The organism is Nitrospira sp. BLG_1, from assembly GCF_047338595.1.
Lineage (GTDB): Bacteria > Nitrospirota > Nitrospiria > Nitrospirales > Nitrospiraceae > Nitrospira_D.
The window spans coordinates 1-15,313 of record NZ_JBLFBO010000014.1 but is presented as its reverse complement, the minus strand read 5'-3'; the positions used below and the strand labels follow the sequence as shown (position 1 = coordinate 15,313).

Here is a 15,313-nt window from a genome sequence, read left to right as displayed (position 1 = left end):
GAGTGGGAGCACCCTGTTCTCTCTACCTGCTTCACATCAGCGATCTCTTTCTTTGACGCAAGTCTTCCGATACAATCTGAGGGATTTCAATGATGAGGTGACATGATGGGCCATACCATACGATTTGAATGGGAGTTGCCTAAACCATTCCTTGACATGATGGCAATAGACGACGCGAAACTGGCCGAGGATGTCAAACGAGCAGCGGTGCTTGATTGGGTGCGCACGGAGCAGCTTTCTTGGCGAGCAGGCGCCGAGTTGTTAGGGATGCCGCTGCGAGAGTTTTTGACGCTAATGGCGGCACATAAGATCCCAGCCGCAGAATACGAAGCCGGATGGTTGGACAAGGAGTTAGAGAGCTTCAAAGCAGCCACATCCCAGGATACCGCGTGATCGTCGTCACAGATAGTGGCCCGCTGATTCACCTTGCCGCAGTCAACCAGTTCCGTCTCCTCAACCAATTCTTCCAGCTCCTATTGATCACCCCGCAAGTTCATGAAGAAGTGGTCACTCAGGGAGCAGGTCGAGCCGGGAGTCTTGAATTGCAGCAAGCCCTCCAGGAGAAGTGGATTGCGGTCGAGAATGTGGCTGATCGTGCGTTGATCGAACGGCTCACAGTGCCGAACATCTCGAAAACAGATGCCACGGTAATTGCCGCTGCGCTTCTCCATCACGCCACACTGCTGTTGGCTGATGACATCGCCGTCAGGACAGTGGCCATGCGTGAAGGGCTCACCGTCATGGGAACCATCGGTATCCTTGTACATGCACGGTTGGAAGGAATCATCGATAGGCTGCAACCAGTGCTCGATCAACTCAGAGCATCCGGGTTTTATCTTGACCCGGCAGGGCACGTCTACCAAGATGCCCTCCGCCGTGTGCAAGAACGGTGATGAGTCCCTACGAGGAAGCCTCCCACGACGAATCTATCGACTTCTATGTTTTCTCTTGACGATCAGACAAAGACTCCCGCCCCCTTTGTTCCCTATCATTTTGGACAAGAGTGACCGCTAGCCCTTACCAGACTTGTGTCACCTGATGCAGCGTGATCGCGTTGCCCTCGCTGTCCATGATAACGGCGAGACGGCAGACTGGTGTCGAGAGGGGCCCTAGTTTGATCCGTACACCCTTCGTGCGCAATTGCTCAACCATCTGGTCCACGTCCTGAACTTCGAAGGCAATACTCCCCCCTGCCTCGGCGCTGGGCGCGCCGCCTTCCGTTAGATTCGTAAGGGCAAAGGTTACACCATCAAGATCGTATTCCACCCATTCGAACTCGTGCGCCTCTCGCCGACTTAACCGGAGACCGAGCGTTTCTTCATAAAACCGACGAGCCCGCACCATATCCGTCACCGGATACATGGTAAAGGCGATGCGTTTGATCATGGTTGCACTCCTGGTTGCTTCGGCGTCGCAATCGCGCGCTCTAGGGTTTCGCGAATAAAGCGTGTGTAGGAGATCGCTTTTGCACGAGCCTTGACAGCTGTCAGGAGCGCCTGTGGCACGCGCGTCTCATTCTGCTCTCGCTTTTTTTCAAACTCAAACCGGGAAGGTCTGAACTGAGAAAAATCGAGGTCCGACAGGTCTTCTGCAGGCCACGTTTCAGACCGCATATCGCTTTTTAGGCGCGGAACTTTTCTCTTTGTCATAGGCTTGAACCTCCTTGTCATGTCTATGCCGAGCTGTCACAGGACGAATGAGATGCTGTTGGCCTTTCGTTCGTATCGTAAACACTACAAACAAGGGCCGTCCGACTCGCATTCTCCTAACGGCGACGAAGTGGTTTTCATATATTGGATGCTTCGGGTCTGGAGCAATACGTGGACTTCCGGTTAATAGAACCTCGATCTCAGGAAAGAAACACTGTGCTTCTGGCATATCATCCGGTTGCCGCCGTCCTAATCAAACCCGCTTACACCAAACTTGGTCATCACGCAATACCATACAATGGTATACACGATGTCAAGCCTTGAATTGGGACACCACTTACTACTTTTGGGACACGATTGCGCGGCTTCTCGGTTGCTTTTGGGTACGAGAATATTGCCTCGCTCGTTGTAGATATCCGCATGTTTAAGTCTGACGCGAGCCGCTGTGTTGGAATCCTCCAGAGCACCATCGAAGTCACCCTACTCAGCACGTGAAAACCTAGATCCGAATAGGCCTCGGCAAACCCGGGCTTCCACCAAATTGCCTCGCTGTGATCAGCTATAAAGATTTATGAGTATGCATCCGATAAGACTTTAAGAAATAACCACGCTTGGCTACTGGTCATTTGGTCTAATTCAACACAAACTCCATGTAGGTCGCCGTGCGAATTCAGAATGTCCTGTACACCATTTTGTGGGAACCATCGGACTGTGGGGGGACATACACTGCCTAGCGACCTGCTTCTTAGTTTGTCCCAGAGCCGCCTCGATGAGGATTGGCGATACCAGTGACGGACTGTCTTCGATGTGCGGGGACGGAATATATTCACAAGCGATCAGCCAGGCCTTCGGCAGACTTGGGCTCACGTATCACGTTGGAAAATCTTGAGCAGCAGTGGTCAGGAGAACTTCTTCGGGACGAGGAGGGTCACGATGCGCACACTGACAAATCTAGCAGCCGCACTGTTCACCCTCGGCCTGATGACCGGCTGCCCCGACAACGACGATCAATCACTACTTTCATCCAATAATAGTGGAAGCGGCGGTACTGGTAGCAATCCGGCCGGACTCTTGACGTTCACGAACGGGCAAGCGGCGTTCCTCGTATTGGGACAGCCTGATTTTACTTCCGGTGGACCTGGGGTCACTTCATCGAGATTTGACCAGCTTGGTCAAGCGACCATTGGGACAAGCGGAAAACTCTGGATAGTGGACGGAAATAACACACGAGTGGTCGGATACAACTCGTTTCCGATAGTAAATGGTGCGGCCGCTGACCTTGTTATTGGGCAAGTTGATTTTACCTCAAACACTCCGGCGAGCTCGTCTACTGAACTGGCTAACCCGTACAGTGCCGTCGATAATGGGACACAATTGTTCGTCTCCGACAAAACTAATCACCGCATCCAAGTGTTTAACACGATCCCGTCGAGTAGTACGCCCTCGGCCGACTTTTCGCTTGGAGCTCCGAACCCGAGCTCGGTTGGAGTCAGTACCTGCTCGCAATCTGAGTTCATGTCTCCCCAGGGACTATTTGCGACATTGAATTATCTGTATGTGGCTGACCCTGACTGCAATCGCGTCACCATTTTCTCGCTGCCGATTACGGCCAATAAACCAAATGCCATTCGCGTGATTGGCCAACCAGATTTCACGACCAGTACGGCCAGCACCTCTCAGTCCGCGCTCAATACTCCCTATACGGTCTGGAGTAACGACACACGCATTATCATCGGAGATGCAGGAAACAATAGAGCACTTCTCTACAATTCGTTTCCAACCACAGACGGTGCCAACGCCGACCTCGTGCTCGGTCAGGCCGACTTTACTTCCGCAGTCTCCGGCGTCACGACCCAAAGTAGTCTCTATACAGATTCAGATGGCTATATTGGGGTTGCCTCGAACGGAACACAAGTATTTGTCGCGGACATAGACAACTCTCGGGTGATGATCTGGAACTCGTGGCCAACATCGAATGGCCAGAACGCAGATGTGGTGCTCGGTCAACCCGATTTCACATCACATACAGTCGCCACGACACAAACTGGACTATCCTTTCCAGCCAATGTTTTCGTGACCTCACAGTACCTCATCGTGACGGAACCGTACGTGCCCAGGGTTCTGATTTGGAAATCTCCATGATGCAGCACGTACCGGTTTCTGGTCATGAGTTGCGCGTATATTCACAGCACACCATGGCCTCCTGTCGTTAGATGCTTCGAATGAGTTTGTTCAGGGTTACCGTTCATACCCTCCCTTTGAGCAAACGACCCTGTTTAGGCAGGTGTTTCAGAACTTACCACTTGCAAAACAGCGGAATGCCGCGTTGATTGGAAGGGGACTTCGACGAGCTGTGGCAGTAGCACTCAATAAAAAAGCCCCGCCCTTTTTCAAGGACGGAGCTTAGTCGAACAGTTCAATTTTTATATTCCGTTCCCGATAGCGTTTCCGCCATTCGGCTCAAAATATTTCCACTGTCCTGTTCTGTTTGCATGCTATCGGGTTTACGGTCAGGCCAGTGCTGCCAAAATCCCTAAATGCCCGCACAGAGGGAACCCCGTGTCCCTGTACCCATGCGGGTTGCCATACCAGTGCTATGAGAACACGGTCGGGGCATGTCGCCTAGCGACGGCACCTCCCGTGCGTCCTTACCGTGAAAAGACTTCGAGGATTTCATCCAGGGAGCGGATCGTCCCCAACAACAACGGATCACCAAACCGCTTATTATGGCGATTCTCCTTCACCTTCAATAAGCCGATCACCAGATTGTTGAAGTCGTCCAGTTTTGCCGTCTCAAAATAGGTGATGAAGTCCAGGTCATCCAGCCCGCTGGAATGATACAGCTTGCGCTTGACGGTTTTGAGATATGCCACTGTCGCATCCGTATGCTCCTTCATCAAAGCGGCACGCGGATCGTGCGGCATCATCCACCATTCAGCATCTTTGCGGATAGGAACCACCAGGACATACGGACTGCTCGGAGGTGGAGGAGTTTTCAGTTCAGTCTTCAACTCTTCAGGAAAACTCGGGACATAATTTAACGCCTTTGTAATTCCGTTGAACGTGTCGGTGTTCTTCAACGCTTTCCCGAACGTCGTGCCCATGAAGTCGATCAGAACATTCTGGTTGTGACTCATTTCCTTGGAGTGAATCCTCAGGAAAAAGTCAGCTTTCTCAGATAATCCTCGCAGCAAGTACGTATCGATGGTCATTTGCTCTGAATACTTCTGGAACACACTTTTTGCCTCCGCCACGGCTTTCGTCCGGGCATCGCGATCCAGTTTCCACCACTCGTCCCCAACCTTGAAGACGGCGAAGGTGGCATAGATCCCGGGTTCCTTCAATAACTTCTCCCGATCCGCTTCAGCACCAGCTATTTGCGCACAAAGCATGAAAGTCAAAACCATCACGGCGAGGATAGATCGCTGTCGCATCACTTCTCCTTAGGCATAAGGTTGTCCCATTGTCGGAACCGGTCCCGCTTAGTGTGAAATTTTCGCGGCGAGCACATCGACTTGTTCGATTTGTGGGGGTTTAGCCAACAGATCAGGAGCTTTCGCCATCAGGGCGGCCGCAATCTGCCCAGCCAGGTGCGCTTTACGCCCCGCCTCGTCAGCAAAGGCATCGAAGATGCCAAATGTGGTTGGCCCTAACTTTAGGGCAAACCAAATCGGTGTGGCTGCTTCCTGATTTGCCAAGGCAAGGCCACCTTCGAGAAAGCGAGCCACCTCCGCTTCCTTGCCTGGCTTGGCCTCCAACCGCACTAGCAATGCCACTCGTACCATGTTTCCCATCCTTTCTGAGATTAACTAATTGCTGTGCGCATCCTAGCGTGTAAGCCAAGGATTGGTCTATTGGCAAGAATGCCAAATATGCTACAGTTCTCGCCATGCGAATTTACATCCTGGCACTACAGAACACCTTCGATACTGGCTTATCGACTCTTCTTGATACCTTCAGCGTGGCAAATGAACTCGCAGCATCTTCGAAAGCATTGACGACGCGCTTCGATGTCACCATCGTGGGTGTCCGATCCCGAGTGACCACGAGTCACGGCCTGTCGATCCCGGCAAGACGAGCAACGGGACTGGCTCATCCCGATATCGCCCTGGTGCCGGCCGTGGGGGCGAAGATGCCCGATACGTTGTCCCGCCTTCTTGACCAACGAGAGATCGTGGACGCACAAAGCCTCCTGCGGCACTGGTTCCAGCGGGGCACCATGCTTGGGGCTGCCTGCACGGGCACGTTTATCCTTGCAGAGGCCTCCCTACTCAACGGCCATCATGCGACGACTTCCTGGTGGCTGGCTCCTTTCTTTCGTGAACGGTATCCCCAGGTAGTACTGGACGAGTCGCGTATGATTGTCCACTCGTCACCCTTCATCACTGCCGGAGCCGCGCTGGCGCATCTCGATCTAGCATTGTGGCTCGTGCGCCACCGTAGTCCCGCATTGGCGGCCCTGACTGCCCGTTACCTTGTAATTGACCCGAGACCAATGCAGGCGACCTTCGCCATTCCTGACCACCTGGCTCACGCAGATCCATTTGTGGAGCGGTTCGAACGGTGGGCCCGCCGTCGTTTGGGTGACGGCTTCTCGCTCCATGATGCCGCCCGTGCCGTGAGGACAAGTCCACGAACATTGACGCGTCGGCTGCACGCCGTGATCGGGAAATCTCCGCTTGCCTACTTCCAGGATCTTCGTGTCGAGCGCGCCGTCCATCTGCTACAGACCAGCAACCATAGTGTGGACCAGATTGCCGACCGGGTAGGCTATGCAAGCGGGGCCACGTTGCGAACCCTCATCCAACGGAAAATTGGACGCGGCGTACGTGAGCTGAGAGCACGGGTCTAGTAGTTGTGCAAGATTGGAGGTTGTTTCATAACTCACCACTTACGAAACACGGTACTTGCAGAGAATGACGGAGCGACAATCCACTTTGCTGAGGCACTATGTGACCTGCAGTTTCTGCCGCACATAGGTCGCACAAGCCTGTGCCGTGCTGAGCCGTCCGCCGGTGCTCACGAACCTAGCGGAAGCAAGACGAACACTCCTGCTGGACCGCGGCCGCGGAAGAGTTTCCGTTGAGACATTGAAGAGCCGACTCCCCCACTCATCGAGCTTCTGGTCGATCTGGCTGCCTGTCGAACTCATTGGAGGTGCCAGCGCTCCACAGTCCCGCGTAAGACATCGGACACCTTCTTCGTATGAGCCTGGATCACACGGGAGAGTTCGGTGATGACTTCAACCCGAAAGGCGGTCCGGTTCTGAGGGGCGGTATTCAAGACTTTGGCAATCTGGTTCAAGTTCCTGCCCAAGGCCAGCAGTTGCTGATTCGACCGGGCCAAGGTCTCCAATTCCGGCTGTCCGACCTGCGGCTGCCCGGTCAACTTGGTGCGCACCATCGCCACCACCCATTTGGTCGGCACATAGCCCTCGTGACCGGCCATCCGCTTCAGGGCGGCGAGCTCTGAGGGCGTCAGGTTCAGTTCGATGCGGGCGGTTGCCCGTTCTCGCTTCGGGGTGACACGACTCCGAGGCGTAGGGGCCGGGGTGGCTCTCCGATCCATAGTCTGCCGAAGGGCGTTCCGCAACGCATGACTCGGCGTGATGCCGTGAGCCTGACACCAGGCAAGCCAGGGTGCTTTCAGCTCGCCCAGCTCCACCGTGATCGTGGTCGTCCGCTTCACCCGCTGCCCCATCAGCTCACCGACACCAACCCAAATCGAGACACCCCCATCACCGACCTGATCTGATTCTGGTCGTCGGAGGAAGAGTCCAGAGGCGGCCATCGGAAGGGCCAAAGAGCATGGGCGCGAGGACACACCAAACCAAAGATGTAAGACAACTACGGGCGAGAGCCATATCCTGCAACATCTAAAAAAGAGATAAGAAGAGAGGAAAGAAGAAAGAGATCGAGGCTCCCAACCTCTTAAAATCCGTCCAATATGTGCAAAACGGAATACTCACGGGATCGTCAAAGAACTGACTCGGCAGGTGCGCGTGCAACGGCGGAAGAATTGATCTTTGGAACTGGGACCTGTAGGTTTATGTACAGTGGGAGCGACGCAGATGACGACGGCGCAGGAACAGACTATTTTACGGAAACTTCGGCATCTTCCTTCCGAATGGCTAGCCGAGGTGGAAGACTTCGTGGATTGTCTCGCCCGACGTCAGGCCGAAGAACGTGCTCTGACTCAGGCCACCGGCGACCTCGCCACCGTCGCCTTCGCGCGGGTCTGGGACAATCCCGCTGACGCCGACTATGACCGGTTCTGACGTTGGGGATATGGTCTGAGTCCCCTTTCACTTTATCGATCCTCTCCGTTCTCGCTGAATAGCTGTACGGTGTAGGAACAGCCTCACAGACCGGACCTGCAGATTGACCTCTTCTCAACCTCGTGTTGCGCCCCTCACCGACGACGGGGGCGCAACCTATCTTCTGAATCGGTGGCCACGCACGGCTGCACGCGTGACACCGTCCGCGGTGGCGCGGTTGCCACGGGCGTGCCACACTTCTTAATGAACGACAGATGTTCTCTCCGCACGGTCGAATCGCGTCGTGCGACACGACGGTGCTGGACTTCACATGGCACGGCGTCTCTGGACGCGGTGCCTCAGAGGCGTGGCTGCCGAAGCCCCTCCCCCGGCCTCCCCTACCTTTTCGGTATGGTCAAAAATTCTGAACCCTCTCATAAGTGCCACCGTGCCATGGCCATGTTCGTTCGGCATCTCTTGTTTGAGGCACATGGTATGACGGAACAAAAGTGCTCTCGGAAGTTCCCGGTCATTGCGAAGTCTCTCGGATATAAGGGATGGTCGTGGTGACCATTGACCGATAGATTGAACACCGCATGAGGTGGGATTCCCAAGTGCAAGAGAGTTGTGGATGAGACCGTTAAATCTTCAAGAAGCCGCACAGTTTCTCCGGATGTCGAAATCTTCTCTGTACCAACGGAAGGATATTCCCCGTTATCGGCGCCCTGGCTCGCGGGCGCTGTTGTTCGATCAGGATGAGCTCGAGATGTGGCTTAAAACTGGGCGTGTTGAATGTGAATCCGTAGCGGCACCTGCGGTTTCCCCGAGTCAGTCGGCCTTACACTCGAACATTGACCCTATCAGTGTTCCTAATATCTCTGCGAGTGACGCTCTGGACATTCGAAACGCGGGTGTCTACCATCGCAACCCACTCTATCGCTGAGAGACATATGGCATATGTCATCAACAAGAGACCGACGAAGAAGGGCTTAGCCTTCGATCTGTACTTCCGATGGAAGGGCCTTCGCTACCGGCCCTTGCTCGGCTACAACCTCACCAAAGAGCAGGCCGAGGAAGCCGCGATCGCCATGATCGCCAAGATTCAGCAGAACGAGCAGCACGTGGCTCCTCCGAATGTCTCCCCTACCTTCGCAGACTTTCTGCCGCTGTACTGGCAAACGATGCGTGTGAAAAAACGGTTTGACTTAGCCCGGCCGGAATCGATCATAGAGACTCACCTACTCCCCCGCTTTGGTGATCGTCCGCTGGACTCTCTCACAGCCGAAGATGGTCTCGCCTATATCACGGCTCGACTTGCCGCGAAGGCGGCACACTGGACGATTCGGCGGGAGTGGAACGTCCTCATGCGGATTCTCAATCTGGCCGTCGACTTCGACAAGCTAGACAAGAACCGACTCAAAAGAGTCGAACTGCCTGACGTGGCCACCCGCGAGCGTGTCGCCACGACAGAAGAACTCAAGGCAATTAAGCTGAAAACAGAGGAGCGCCAGGCCAAAGTAATGCATGCCAATCAATATGACCCAGCAGAACTCTGGCGTATCGTCACGGTTGCGCTCAACACTGGACTCCGGGAAGCCAAAATCTTAGAGCTCGATCGGACCTGGATGCGGAAGCGAGATGACGGATGGTGGTTGATCCTCCCACCAGCTCGGAGCCGATTGAAGCAGACACCTCGTGAAATTCCCCTCAATCCTGCCGCCTATGCGGCTCTACGCGGGGCGATCGCCCATGTGGACGGGAGAATCTTCAGGCGATGGACTCCTGCGGCCTTTAGCATCTTCTGGAAGCGTTTAGCAAAAGAAGCGAAGGTGGTCGACCTCCACTTCCATGATCTCCGTCATACCTTCGCGACGTGGCTTCAGAATCTCGGCGTTCCACTGGAGGTGCGAGCGGCTTTGCTTGGACATCGACTGCGGGGAATGGGACACGATTCACTCGGCGGTGAATCCATGACTGCGGCGTATTCGCATGGCGGACATGGCTGGAATCAGCAGCTCCGCGCCGCCGTTTCTCAGCTCCACAACGCCCTTTTGTCCTATGGTTTGTCCTATGGAAGTCCGATTGACGAATCAGCAGAACACGTGAAAGTCGCTAACTCATTGGAACGGCAAGAGAAGGTTTGGTGGTCCCAACGGGATTCGAACCCGTGTTTAAGCCTTGAGAGGGCTCCGTCCTAGGCCAGGCTAGACGATGGGACCATCCGAACCGGTCTGAGAGGTGGACGGTAGCACAAGCGGTTTTCTCTTTGCAACGAACCGCCGCCCCATCGGAAGGGGAGCCCTTTGGGATCTTCCCTGTAGGCCGTTTGCATGGGGCCATAATACCTGCCATTTCTACGTCGGACAAACTTGACAGAACAGGGCAGAACGCCTAGCCTGGTGAGTGTTTCCACGCTATTCCCTATGCTCTATACCTGCTTCACACGACCCATGGTCGTTGCGGTTCGAGGTTGCTAAATGGGTGAGTCGGTACCGGTTCACGGGACCGATCCGTTCTCCCGTTCGCCCTCAATGGGAGTGCTGTCCAAGCCGCGACTTGAACTCCGCATCGGATCCAATATCTTCCGCAACACCAACGGCGTCGTCACGATTGACGGGAAAGAACAACTCGTCGTTGAACTCAAGCCGGAGCTCGGGCAACTCCTCATCACCCTCGATCTCTACAGCGAGCAGGGTATTCGCATTGCGCACCTACGCCGGAACGTTCTGACGGTGAATGACCGCGGACGATTTGCCGTGGAGATGTCTCACGGTCAAACCCTGCCGGCGATTCAGTTATCAGATCTGCGGTCCGGTGATCCGGCTCTCGAGGTTCACATGATGTCCGTGCACAGAGTGGACCTCGTCTGCGGGAAACTGTTCTCGCACAAGGGTATGCCGGTGGAAATCACGCCGCACTATTGTCGAATCGGCTCCCACACGACGCTCTTTGGAGAGATCCTGGACATGCGAGGCGGCCCCGCTATCCTCGGCTGAGAGGATTGATCGATTAGGTGTTCAAGAACCGCTTTGCCCTCACCTCCTCTTTTCTCTAGAATAGAACGATGACCGATATCCCCAAGCCGTCCGTGCAAGCGTTTCTCGTCTGCGACCAAGTCATTGAGGATAGCCTCACCAAAAAGAAAAGCCTGATCGGAATCTTCACTCATCTTCAGACGGCTACGTTCCCTTTCCATCATCAGCATATGGGACTCTACTTCTGCCTCACCGACGCCGAAGGCCTCTATCACTTTGATATCGACTTGATCTATCTCAACTCGGAACAACTGGTCTGTCGAGCCAATCTTCCCAACATCGAAATCAGCGACCGCCTCCAAATCTCTGATTTCGGCATCAATATCCCGCTTCTCATCCTTCCGGCACCCGGCCGCTATGAATTCCGCCTCCTGATGGAAGGCCAGCTGATCGCCCAGAAGGATTTCAACGTCATGTCGATACCGGATCCCACTGCGACTGAACCTGCCTCTTAGCCGTTCCCCCATTCCTCTCATCGCCCTGTCTGTGATAGAACTCCTCCCTGAACGCGGCCTTCATGCGACCGAGGCCGACAGGATCGATCCAACACCATGACCACACCAGAGTCTTCATCTTCTTCGAATTTCATTCGCGATCTCGTCGCCGCCGACCGGGCCGCAGGCAAGCATGGGGGCCGGGTCGTCACCAGATTTCCGCCCGAGCCCAATGGCTATCTCCATATCGGTCACGCCAAATCCATGGCCCTGAATTTCGGGCTGGCGAACGAGATGTCCGGTGGAGTCTGTCATCTCCGATTCGACGATACGAACCCCACGACCGAAGATCCCGAGTATGTACACGCGATCCAGGATGATGTCCGATGGTTGGGATTCGATTGGCACGACAAGATGTTTTACGCCTCGGACTACTTCGAGGAACTCTACGCCTTCGCGATTGTTCTGATACGGAAAGGGAAAGCCTACGTCGACAGCTTGACACCTGATCAAATTCGAGACTACCGCGGGACACTCACCGAACCGGGTCGTGATAGTCCCTACCGCACCCGATCCGTCGACGAGAATCTGGGATTATTTACGCGCATGCGAGCCGGAGAGTTTTCCGACGGGACCCAGGTCTTACGCGCCAAGATCGATATGGGGTCGCCCAACATCAACCTCCGCGATCCGATCCTCTACCGAATCCGCCATGCGATCCACTATCGAACCGGATCGAGCTGGTGCATCTATCCCGCATATGATTTTGCTCACCCGTTGTCCGATGCGATCGAAGGGATCACACACTCCATCTGCACCCTGGAGTTTGAGGATCACCGCCCGCTGTACGATTGGGTGGTCGCGGAAGCCGATGCACCCCATCAGCCACAGCAAATCGAATTCGCCAGGCTGAACCTCACCTCGACCGTCATGAGTAAGCGCAAGCTACTTGAACTGGTCGAGAAGAAACTGGTCGCCGGATGGGATGACCCACGTCTTCCTACCTTGAAAGGCCTCCGTCGGCGAGGCGTGACTCCGGAGGCGATTCGGGCCTTTTGCGAGCATATCGGTGTCGCCAAGCGTGACGCGATCGTCGAGATGCAGCTTCTTGAACACTTCATCCGGGAAGACCTCAATAAGCGATCTCTGCGCGTTATGGCGGTGCTCCGCCCGTTGAAAGTGGTGCTTGATAACTATCCGGATGGTGTCGTTGAGGACCTTGAGGCCGTGAACAATCCGGAAGACGCATCGGCAGGGACCAGAAAGGTGCCCTTCTCAAAAGTCCTGTACATCGAGCAGGAGGATTTCAAGGAGAACCCGCCCAAACAGTTCTATCGCCTTGCGCCAGGTCGAGAGGTCAGACTGCGCTATGGGTACATTATCAAATGCGTCGGCGTAACGAAGGACCCGCAAACCGGGACGATTACCGAGCTCCATTGCACGTACGACCCTGAGACCAGAAGCGGGTCAGCCCAGGAGCAGCGTAAGGTCAAGGCGACTATTCACTGGGTATCGGCGGTACATGCCGTCCAGGCAACCATCCAACTCTATCAGCCGCTGTTACTCACCGACCAGGCCAAGCCCGCAGCCGATCAGGACTGGACGCAGTCCCTGAACCCACAATCTCTTGAACGACTAACCGGTTGCTGGGTGGAGCCAAGCCTTCGCACTGCCGAACCCGGCTCCCGATTCCAGTTCGAGCGGCAGGGATACTTTTGTGTCGACTCCGACTCATCACCCGACACACTCCTCTTTAACCGAACCGTGCCGCTCAAAGATGCATGGGCTAAGGTTGCGAAAGCCCAGCACACCTCCACGTGATCGTCCTTCCAGATTGACGACCACCGCGTGCCCTTGCGGATTTTCCCACAACGCGTGCCACCGCAAACGGGGCGGTCTATACTTTCTTGAGAAACGGATTGTTGAGCATCCGGTGACCGGCCGTGAGGTTCCCTGAGAGTCGCTATGATCGAATGTCGAGAACATCCCCGCATCCCCATTGAGCTCCAAGTCATTTTTTCTCTGACCGACCAGCCGGATATCCGCCAAGGGACCACTTTCGACCTCTCACCAGGCGGTTGTGCCGTGACCAGTGCCGTCTCAATGGCACCTGGAACCGGTGTCAAGCTGTTGATCCAGGCCACGGAATTGGCTGTCCCGATCACCATCCAGTCTGGCGCAGTTCGATGGGCGCGCCATGGCGAGTTCGGTATCGAGTTCCTACGCCTCACCGACCTCGATCGAAGCCGATTGCAGCGGCTGCTCCATGTCGCCAGCCTCCGATCCTCGCCACACCACTGAGGCGTTCAGCAAAGACTTTCCTTTCTCCGCCATCGTCGTTACACTCCACCCCATGACCTGCCCCCTGTGTCAGCAATCAACAACGTGGGAAGGAAATCCTTGGCGTCCCTTTTGCTCAAAACGTTGCCAGGTGACTGATCTGGGCACATGGGCCATGGAACAATACCGTATTCCAGGCCAGACCTTGACGATGGAGCGACCCATTAACAGTCAAGGCGATGCAGACATCCCCTAGTCGATCGTTTGAGCCTGAGCACGTTGAGACCGGTCCCACTTGGCAGAACCCGCCAACTGCACCACCCAAATCCCCACTTTTTGCCCTTGGCAGAATCACGGTGAACTTGCTAAGGTCTGACAACTATTTCTCCCGTGCGAAGGAGGACCGTCATGCTCCCGACCAAAGGCTATGCCGCGATGGCCGCAAAGGGACCGCTCCAGCCGTATTCATTTGAACGGCGCGATGTCGGTCCACACGACCTCTTGATTACGATCTCGCATTGCGGCATCTGTCATTCCGATATCCACCAAGCCCGTAACGAATGGGGCATCTCCCTCTTCCCGATGGTACCCGGCCATGAGATCGTTGGAACCGTCGCACAAGTCGGGGCGGCAGTGAAAACCTTCAAAGCCGGCGATCGAGCCGGTGTCGGATGTTTCGTGGATTCCTGCCGAACCTGTACGGCCTGCCGAGAAGGGCTAGAACAATACTGCGACGGCGGTACCCTCTGGACCTACAGTGCGCAAGACAAGACAGGCCAGATCACTCAAGGCGGTTACTCAGCCCAGATCGTCGTGGATGAACGGTATGTCCTCCGGATTCCAGCAACGCTTTCGTTGGCCGGAGCAGCCCCCTTGCTCTGTGCGGGTATCACCACCTACTCTCCCCTCCGGCAATGGGGCATCGGTCGCTATCATAAACTGGCCGTCGTCGGCCTTGGCGGGCTTGGCCACATGGCGGTGAAAATCGCCAAAGCCATGGGAACGGAAGTGACGGTGTTGAGCACCTCGGAGAATAAACGGCAGGATGCAAAGCGGCTAGGGGCAGCACACTTTGCAGTGACGTCGGACCCTCAGACGTTTACGAAACTCCAGGGGTATTTCCACTACGTCCTCGATACGGTTTCGGCCCCACACAATTACAACGCCTACCTGAACCTGCTTAAAACCGACGGGACCATGATCCTCGTCGGGGCACCGGAAACCCCGACCCCTGTCGAAGCCTTTTCGCTCATTTTCAAACGACGACGCCTGGCCGGTTCTCTGATCGGCGGCATCAAAGAAACACAGCGCATGCTCGATTTCTGTGCCCAACACCAGGTCGAGTCCGACGTGGAAGTGATTTCCATCCAACAGGTGAATGACGCCTACGAACGGATCCTCCGGGGCGATGTGAAATTTCGATTCGTCATCGACATGGCGTCGCTACGTTGATCTTGGTTCTTCTCAAGTCACAGGACGTTCAAAAGCTCCGTCCAGCAAGGCCACAGCGAGTAAGCAGGTGAGGCGTATGTTGCGCCGTACGTCGAATCTCCGAGCCAGTGAGAACGAAGCTGGCGAGCTCTTTTCACCATCCTGGCGGAAAGTGGCTGGGGGACTAGGAATCGAACCTAGGTAGCCGGCTCCAAAGGCCGGCGTCCT

Annotated in this window: 19 protein-coding genes, 1 tRNA gene and 1 pseudogene; 13 read left to right on the top strand and 8 right to left on the bottom strand. The window is 55.3% G+C overall.

The window, feature by feature from the left end; genetic code table 11:
• Window positions 1–102: 102 nt before the first annotated feature.
• Window positions 103–393: a UPF0175 family protein gene (locus tag ACMTNU_RS12410; protein ID WP_413935572.1), complete on the top strand. Its 291-nt coding sequence runs from the start codon at window positions 103–105 to the stop codon at window positions 391–393.
• Complete coding sequence (locus tag ACMTNU_RS12405; RefSeq protein WP_413935571.1) at window positions 390–893, top strand: DUF3368 domain-containing protein; 504 nt, start codon at window positions 390–392, stop codon at window positions 891–893. The genes ACMTNU_RS12410 and ACMTNU_RS12405 overlap by 4 nt, the downstream gene beginning before the upstream one ends.
• 124 nt (window positions 894–1,017) lie before the next feature.
• On the opposite strand, the gene ACMTNU_RS12400 is transcribed toward ACMTNU_RS12405, so the two are convergent.
• Window positions 1,018–1,386 carry a VOC family protein gene (locus ACMTNU_RS12400; protein ID WP_413935570.1) on the bottom strand — a complete coding sequence of 123 codons (369 nt, stop codon included), beginning with the start codon at window positions 1,384–1,386 and terminating at the stop codon, window positions 1,018–1,020.
• Window positions 1,383–1,649 (bottom strand): CopG family antitoxin, encoded by a 267-nt coding sequence (locus tag ACMTNU_RS12395; RefSeq protein WP_413935569.1) that lies wholly within the window; start codon window positions 1,647–1,649, stop codon window positions 1,383–1,385. The genes ACMTNU_RS12400 and ACMTNU_RS12395 overlap by 4 nt, the downstream gene beginning before the upstream one ends.
• A 933-nt stretch (window positions 1,650–2,582) precedes the next feature.
• Between ACMTNU_RS12395 and ACMTNU_RS12390 the strand changes: the two genes are divergently transcribed.
• Complete coding sequence (locus ACMTNU_RS12390; RefSeq protein ID WP_413935568.1) at window positions 2,583–3,791, top strand: hypothetical protein; 1,209 nt, start codon at window positions 2,583–2,585, stop codon at window positions 3,789–3,791.
• A gap of 506 nt (window positions 3,792–4,297) precedes the next feature.
• Here ACMTNU_RS12390 and ACMTNU_RS12385 read toward each other — a convergent pair.
• Together ACMTNU_RS12385 and ACMTNU_RS12380 are read right to left on the bottom strand one after the other, a co-directional pair.
• Window positions 4,298–5,083, bottom strand: coding sequence for a chlorite dismutase family protein (locus ACMTNU_RS12385; RefSeq protein WP_173045353.1), 786 nt, complete (start codon window positions 5,081–5,083; stop codon window positions 4,298–4,300).
• Window positions 5,084–5,131: 48 nt separating this feature from the next.
• Complete coding sequence (locus ACMTNU_RS12380) at window positions 5,132–5,434, bottom strand: putative quinol monooxygenase (protein WP_173045355.1); 303 nt, start codon at window positions 5,432–5,434, stop codon at window positions 5,132–5,134.
• A gap of 104 nt (window positions 5,435–5,538) precedes the next feature.
• Here ACMTNU_RS12380 and ACMTNU_RS12375 point away from each other — a divergent pair, with 104 nt between their 5' ends.
• Window positions 5,539–6,501 (top strand): GlxA family transcriptional regulator, encoded by a 963-nt coding sequence (locus ACMTNU_RS12375; protein WP_413935567.1) that lies wholly within the window; start codon window positions 5,539–5,541, stop codon window positions 6,499–6,501.
• Window positions 6,502–6,597: 96 nt separating this feature from the next.
• Here ACMTNU_RS12375 and ACMTNU_RS12370 read toward each other — a convergent pair whose 3' ends face one another.
• Both ACMTNU_RS12370 and ACMTNU_RS12365 read right to left on the bottom strand, forming a co-directional pair.
• On the bottom strand, window positions 6,598–6,801 hold the full coding sequence (locus ACMTNU_RS12370) for a hypothetical protein (RefSeq protein ID WP_413935566.1): 204 nt from the start codon (window positions 6,799–6,801) through the stop codon (window positions 6,598–6,600).
• The gene (locus tag ACMTNU_RS12365) at window positions 6,798–7,439 is read right to left on the bottom strand and encodes a hypothetical protein (protein ID WP_413935565.1); all 642 of its coding nucleotides are present in this window, start codon (window positions 7,437–7,439) and stop codon (window positions 6,798–6,800) included. The genes ACMTNU_RS12370 and ACMTNU_RS12365 overlap by 4 nt, the downstream gene beginning before the upstream one ends.
• 280 nt (window positions 7,440–7,719) lie before the next feature.
• On the opposite strand from ACMTNU_RS12365, the gene ACMTNU_RS12360 reads away from it, so the two are divergent.
• Entirely contained in the window at window positions 7,720–7,926 is a 207-nt protein-coding gene (locus tag ACMTNU_RS12360; RefSeq protein ID WP_413935564.1) for a toxin-antitoxin system, antitoxin component, Xre family protein, read from the top strand.
• Between the two features lie 610 nt (window positions 7,927–8,536).
• Window positions 8,537–8,848, top strand: a complete 312-nt coding sequence (locus tag ACMTNU_RS12355) for a helix-turn-helix transcriptional regulator (protein WP_413935563.1) — start codon at window positions 8,537–8,539, stop codon at window positions 8,846–8,848.
• A 46-nt stretch (window positions 8,849–8,894) separates the two neighbouring features.
• Here the strand turns inward: ACMTNU_RS12355 and ACMTNU_RS12350 are convergent, their stop codons facing one another.
• A complete protein-coding gene (locus ACMTNU_RS12350; protein WP_413935561.1) occupies window positions 8,895–9,026 on the bottom strand; it encodes a hypothetical protein in 132 nt (43 codons plus the stop codon).
• On the opposite strand from ACMTNU_RS12350, the pseudogene ACMTNU_RS12345 reads away from it, so the two are divergent.
• A pseudogene (locus tag ACMTNU_RS12345) lies at window positions 8,994–9,824 on the top strand (tyrosine-type recombinase/integrase); the annotation flags it as partial. The gene ACMTNU_RS12350 and the pseudogene ACMTNU_RS12345 sit on opposite strands and share 33 nt — an antisense overlap.
• Window positions 9,825–10,046: 222 nt before the next feature.
• Here ACMTNU_RS12345 and ACMTNU_RS12340 read toward each other — a convergent pair.
• Window positions 10,047–10,124 (bottom strand) — tRNA-Glu (locus ACMTNU_RS12340).
• Window positions 10,125–10,382: 258 nt separating this feature from the next.
• On the opposite strand from ACMTNU_RS12340, the gene ACMTNU_RS12335 reads away from it, so the two are divergent.
• The 6 genes from ACMTNU_RS12335 (at window position 10,383) to ACMTNU_RS12310 (ending at window position 15,106) form a co-directional block, all read left to right on the top strand.
• Window positions 10,383–10,901 (top strand): hypothetical protein, encoded by a 519-nt coding sequence (locus tag ACMTNU_RS12335; RefSeq protein WP_413935560.1) that lies wholly within the window; start codon window positions 10,383–10,385, stop codon window positions 10,899–10,901.
• A 68-nt stretch (window positions 10,902–10,969) separates the two neighbouring features.
• Window positions 10,970–11,395 (top strand): DUF6941 family protein, encoded by a 426-nt coding sequence (locus ACMTNU_RS12330; RefSeq protein WP_413935559.1) that lies wholly within the window; start codon window positions 10,970–10,972, stop codon window positions 11,393–11,395.
• Window positions 11,396–11,491: 96 nt separating this feature from the next.
• Window positions 11,492–13,195, top strand: coding sequence for a glutamine--tRNA ligase/YqeY domain fusion protein (locus ACMTNU_RS12325; protein WP_413935558.1), 1,704 nt, complete (start codon window positions 11,492–11,494; stop codon window positions 13,193–13,195).
• 144 nt (window positions 13,196–13,339) lie between these two features.
• Window positions 13,340–13,675, top strand: a complete 336-nt coding sequence (locus tag ACMTNU_RS12320) for a PilZ domain-containing protein (protein WP_413935557.1) — start codon at window positions 13,340–13,342, stop codon at window positions 13,673–13,675.
• Complete coding sequence (locus ACMTNU_RS12315; RefSeq protein WP_413935556.1) at window positions 13,572–13,910, top strand: DNA gyrase inhibitor YacG; 339 nt, start codon at window positions 13,572–13,574, stop codon at window positions 13,908–13,910. The genes ACMTNU_RS12320 and ACMTNU_RS12315 overlap by 104 nt, the downstream gene beginning before the upstream one ends.
• A gap of 152 nt (window positions 13,911–14,062) precedes the next feature.
• Complete coding sequence (locus ACMTNU_RS12310; RefSeq protein ID WP_413935555.1) at window positions 14,063–15,106, top strand: NAD(P)-dependent alcohol dehydrogenase; 1,044 nt, start codon at window positions 14,063–14,065, stop codon at window positions 15,104–15,106.
• Window positions 15,107–15,313: the final 207 nt, after the last annotated feature.

What these genes read in the sequence shown, in the direction of transcription:
- ACMTNU_RS12410 (WP_413935572.1), top strand. Translation starts at nt 103, where the DNA reads ATGATGGGCCATACCATACGATTTGAATGGGAGTTGCCTAAACCATTC.
- ACMTNU_RS12400 (WP_413935570.1), bottom strand. Translation starts at nt 1,386, where the DNA reads ATGATCAAACGCATCGCCTTTACCATGTATCCGGTGACGGATATGGTG.
- ACMTNU_RS12395 (WP_413935569.1), bottom strand. Translation starts at nt 1,649, where the DNA reads ATGACAAAGAGAAAAGTTCCGCGCCTAAAAAGCGATATGCGGTCTGAA.
- ACMTNU_RS12390 (WP_413935568.1), top strand. Translation starts at nt 2,583, where the DNA reads ATGCGCACACTGACAAATCTAGCAGCCGCACTGTTCACCCTCGGCCTG.
- ACMTNU_RS12385 (WP_173045353.1), bottom strand. Translation starts at nt 5,083, where the DNA reads ATGCGACAGCGATCTATCCTCGCCGTGATGGTTTTGACTTTCATGCTT.
- ACMTNU_RS12380 (WP_173045355.1), bottom strand. Translation starts at nt 5,434, where the DNA reads ATGGTACGAGTGGCATTGCTAGTGCGGTTGGAGGCCAAGCCAGGCAAG.
- ACMTNU_RS12375 (WP_413935567.1), top strand. Translation starts at nt 5,539, where the DNA reads ATGCGAATTTACATCCTGGCACTACAGAACACCTTCGATACTGGCTTA.
- ACMTNU_RS12370 (WP_413935566.1), bottom strand. Translation starts at nt 6,801, where the DNA reads ATGAGTTCGACAGGCAGCCAGATCGACCAGAAGCTCGATGAGTGGGGG.
- ACMTNU_RS12365 (WP_413935565.1), bottom strand. Translation starts at nt 7,439, where the DNA reads ATGGCCGCCTCTGGACTCTTCCTCCGACGACCAGAATCAGATCAGGTC.
- ACMTNU_RS12360 (WP_413935564.1), top strand. Translation starts at nt 7,720, where the DNA reads ATGACGACGGCGCAGGAACAGACTATTTTACGGAAACTTCGGCATCTT.
- ACMTNU_RS12355 (WP_413935563.1), top strand. Translation starts at nt 8,537, where the DNA reads ATGAGACCGTTAAATCTTCAAGAAGCCGCACAGTTTCTCCGGATGTCG.
- ACMTNU_RS12335 (WP_413935560.1), top strand. Translation starts at nt 10,383, where the DNA reads ATGGGTGAGTCGGTACCGGTTCACGGGACCGATCCGTTCTCCCGTTCG.
- ACMTNU_RS12330 (WP_413935559.1), top strand. Translation starts at nt 10,970, where the DNA reads ATGACCGATATCCCCAAGCCGTCCGTGCAAGCGTTTCTCGTCTGCGAC.
- ACMTNU_RS12325 (WP_413935558.1), top strand. Translation starts at nt 11,492, where the DNA reads ATGACCACACCAGAGTCTTCATCTTCTTCGAATTTCATTCGCGATCTC.
- ACMTNU_RS12320 (WP_413935557.1), top strand. Translation starts at nt 13,340, where the DNA reads ATGATCGAATGTCGAGAACATCCCCGCATCCCCATTGAGCTCCAAGTC.
- ACMTNU_RS12315 (WP_413935556.1), top strand. Translation starts at nt 13,572, where the DNA reads ATGGCGAGTTCGGTATCGAGTTCCTACGCCTCACCGACCTCGATCGAA.
- ACMTNU_RS12310 (WP_413935555.1), top strand. Translation starts at nt 14,063, where the DNA reads ATGCTCCCGACCAAAGGCTATGCCGCGATGGCCGCAAAGGGACCGCTC.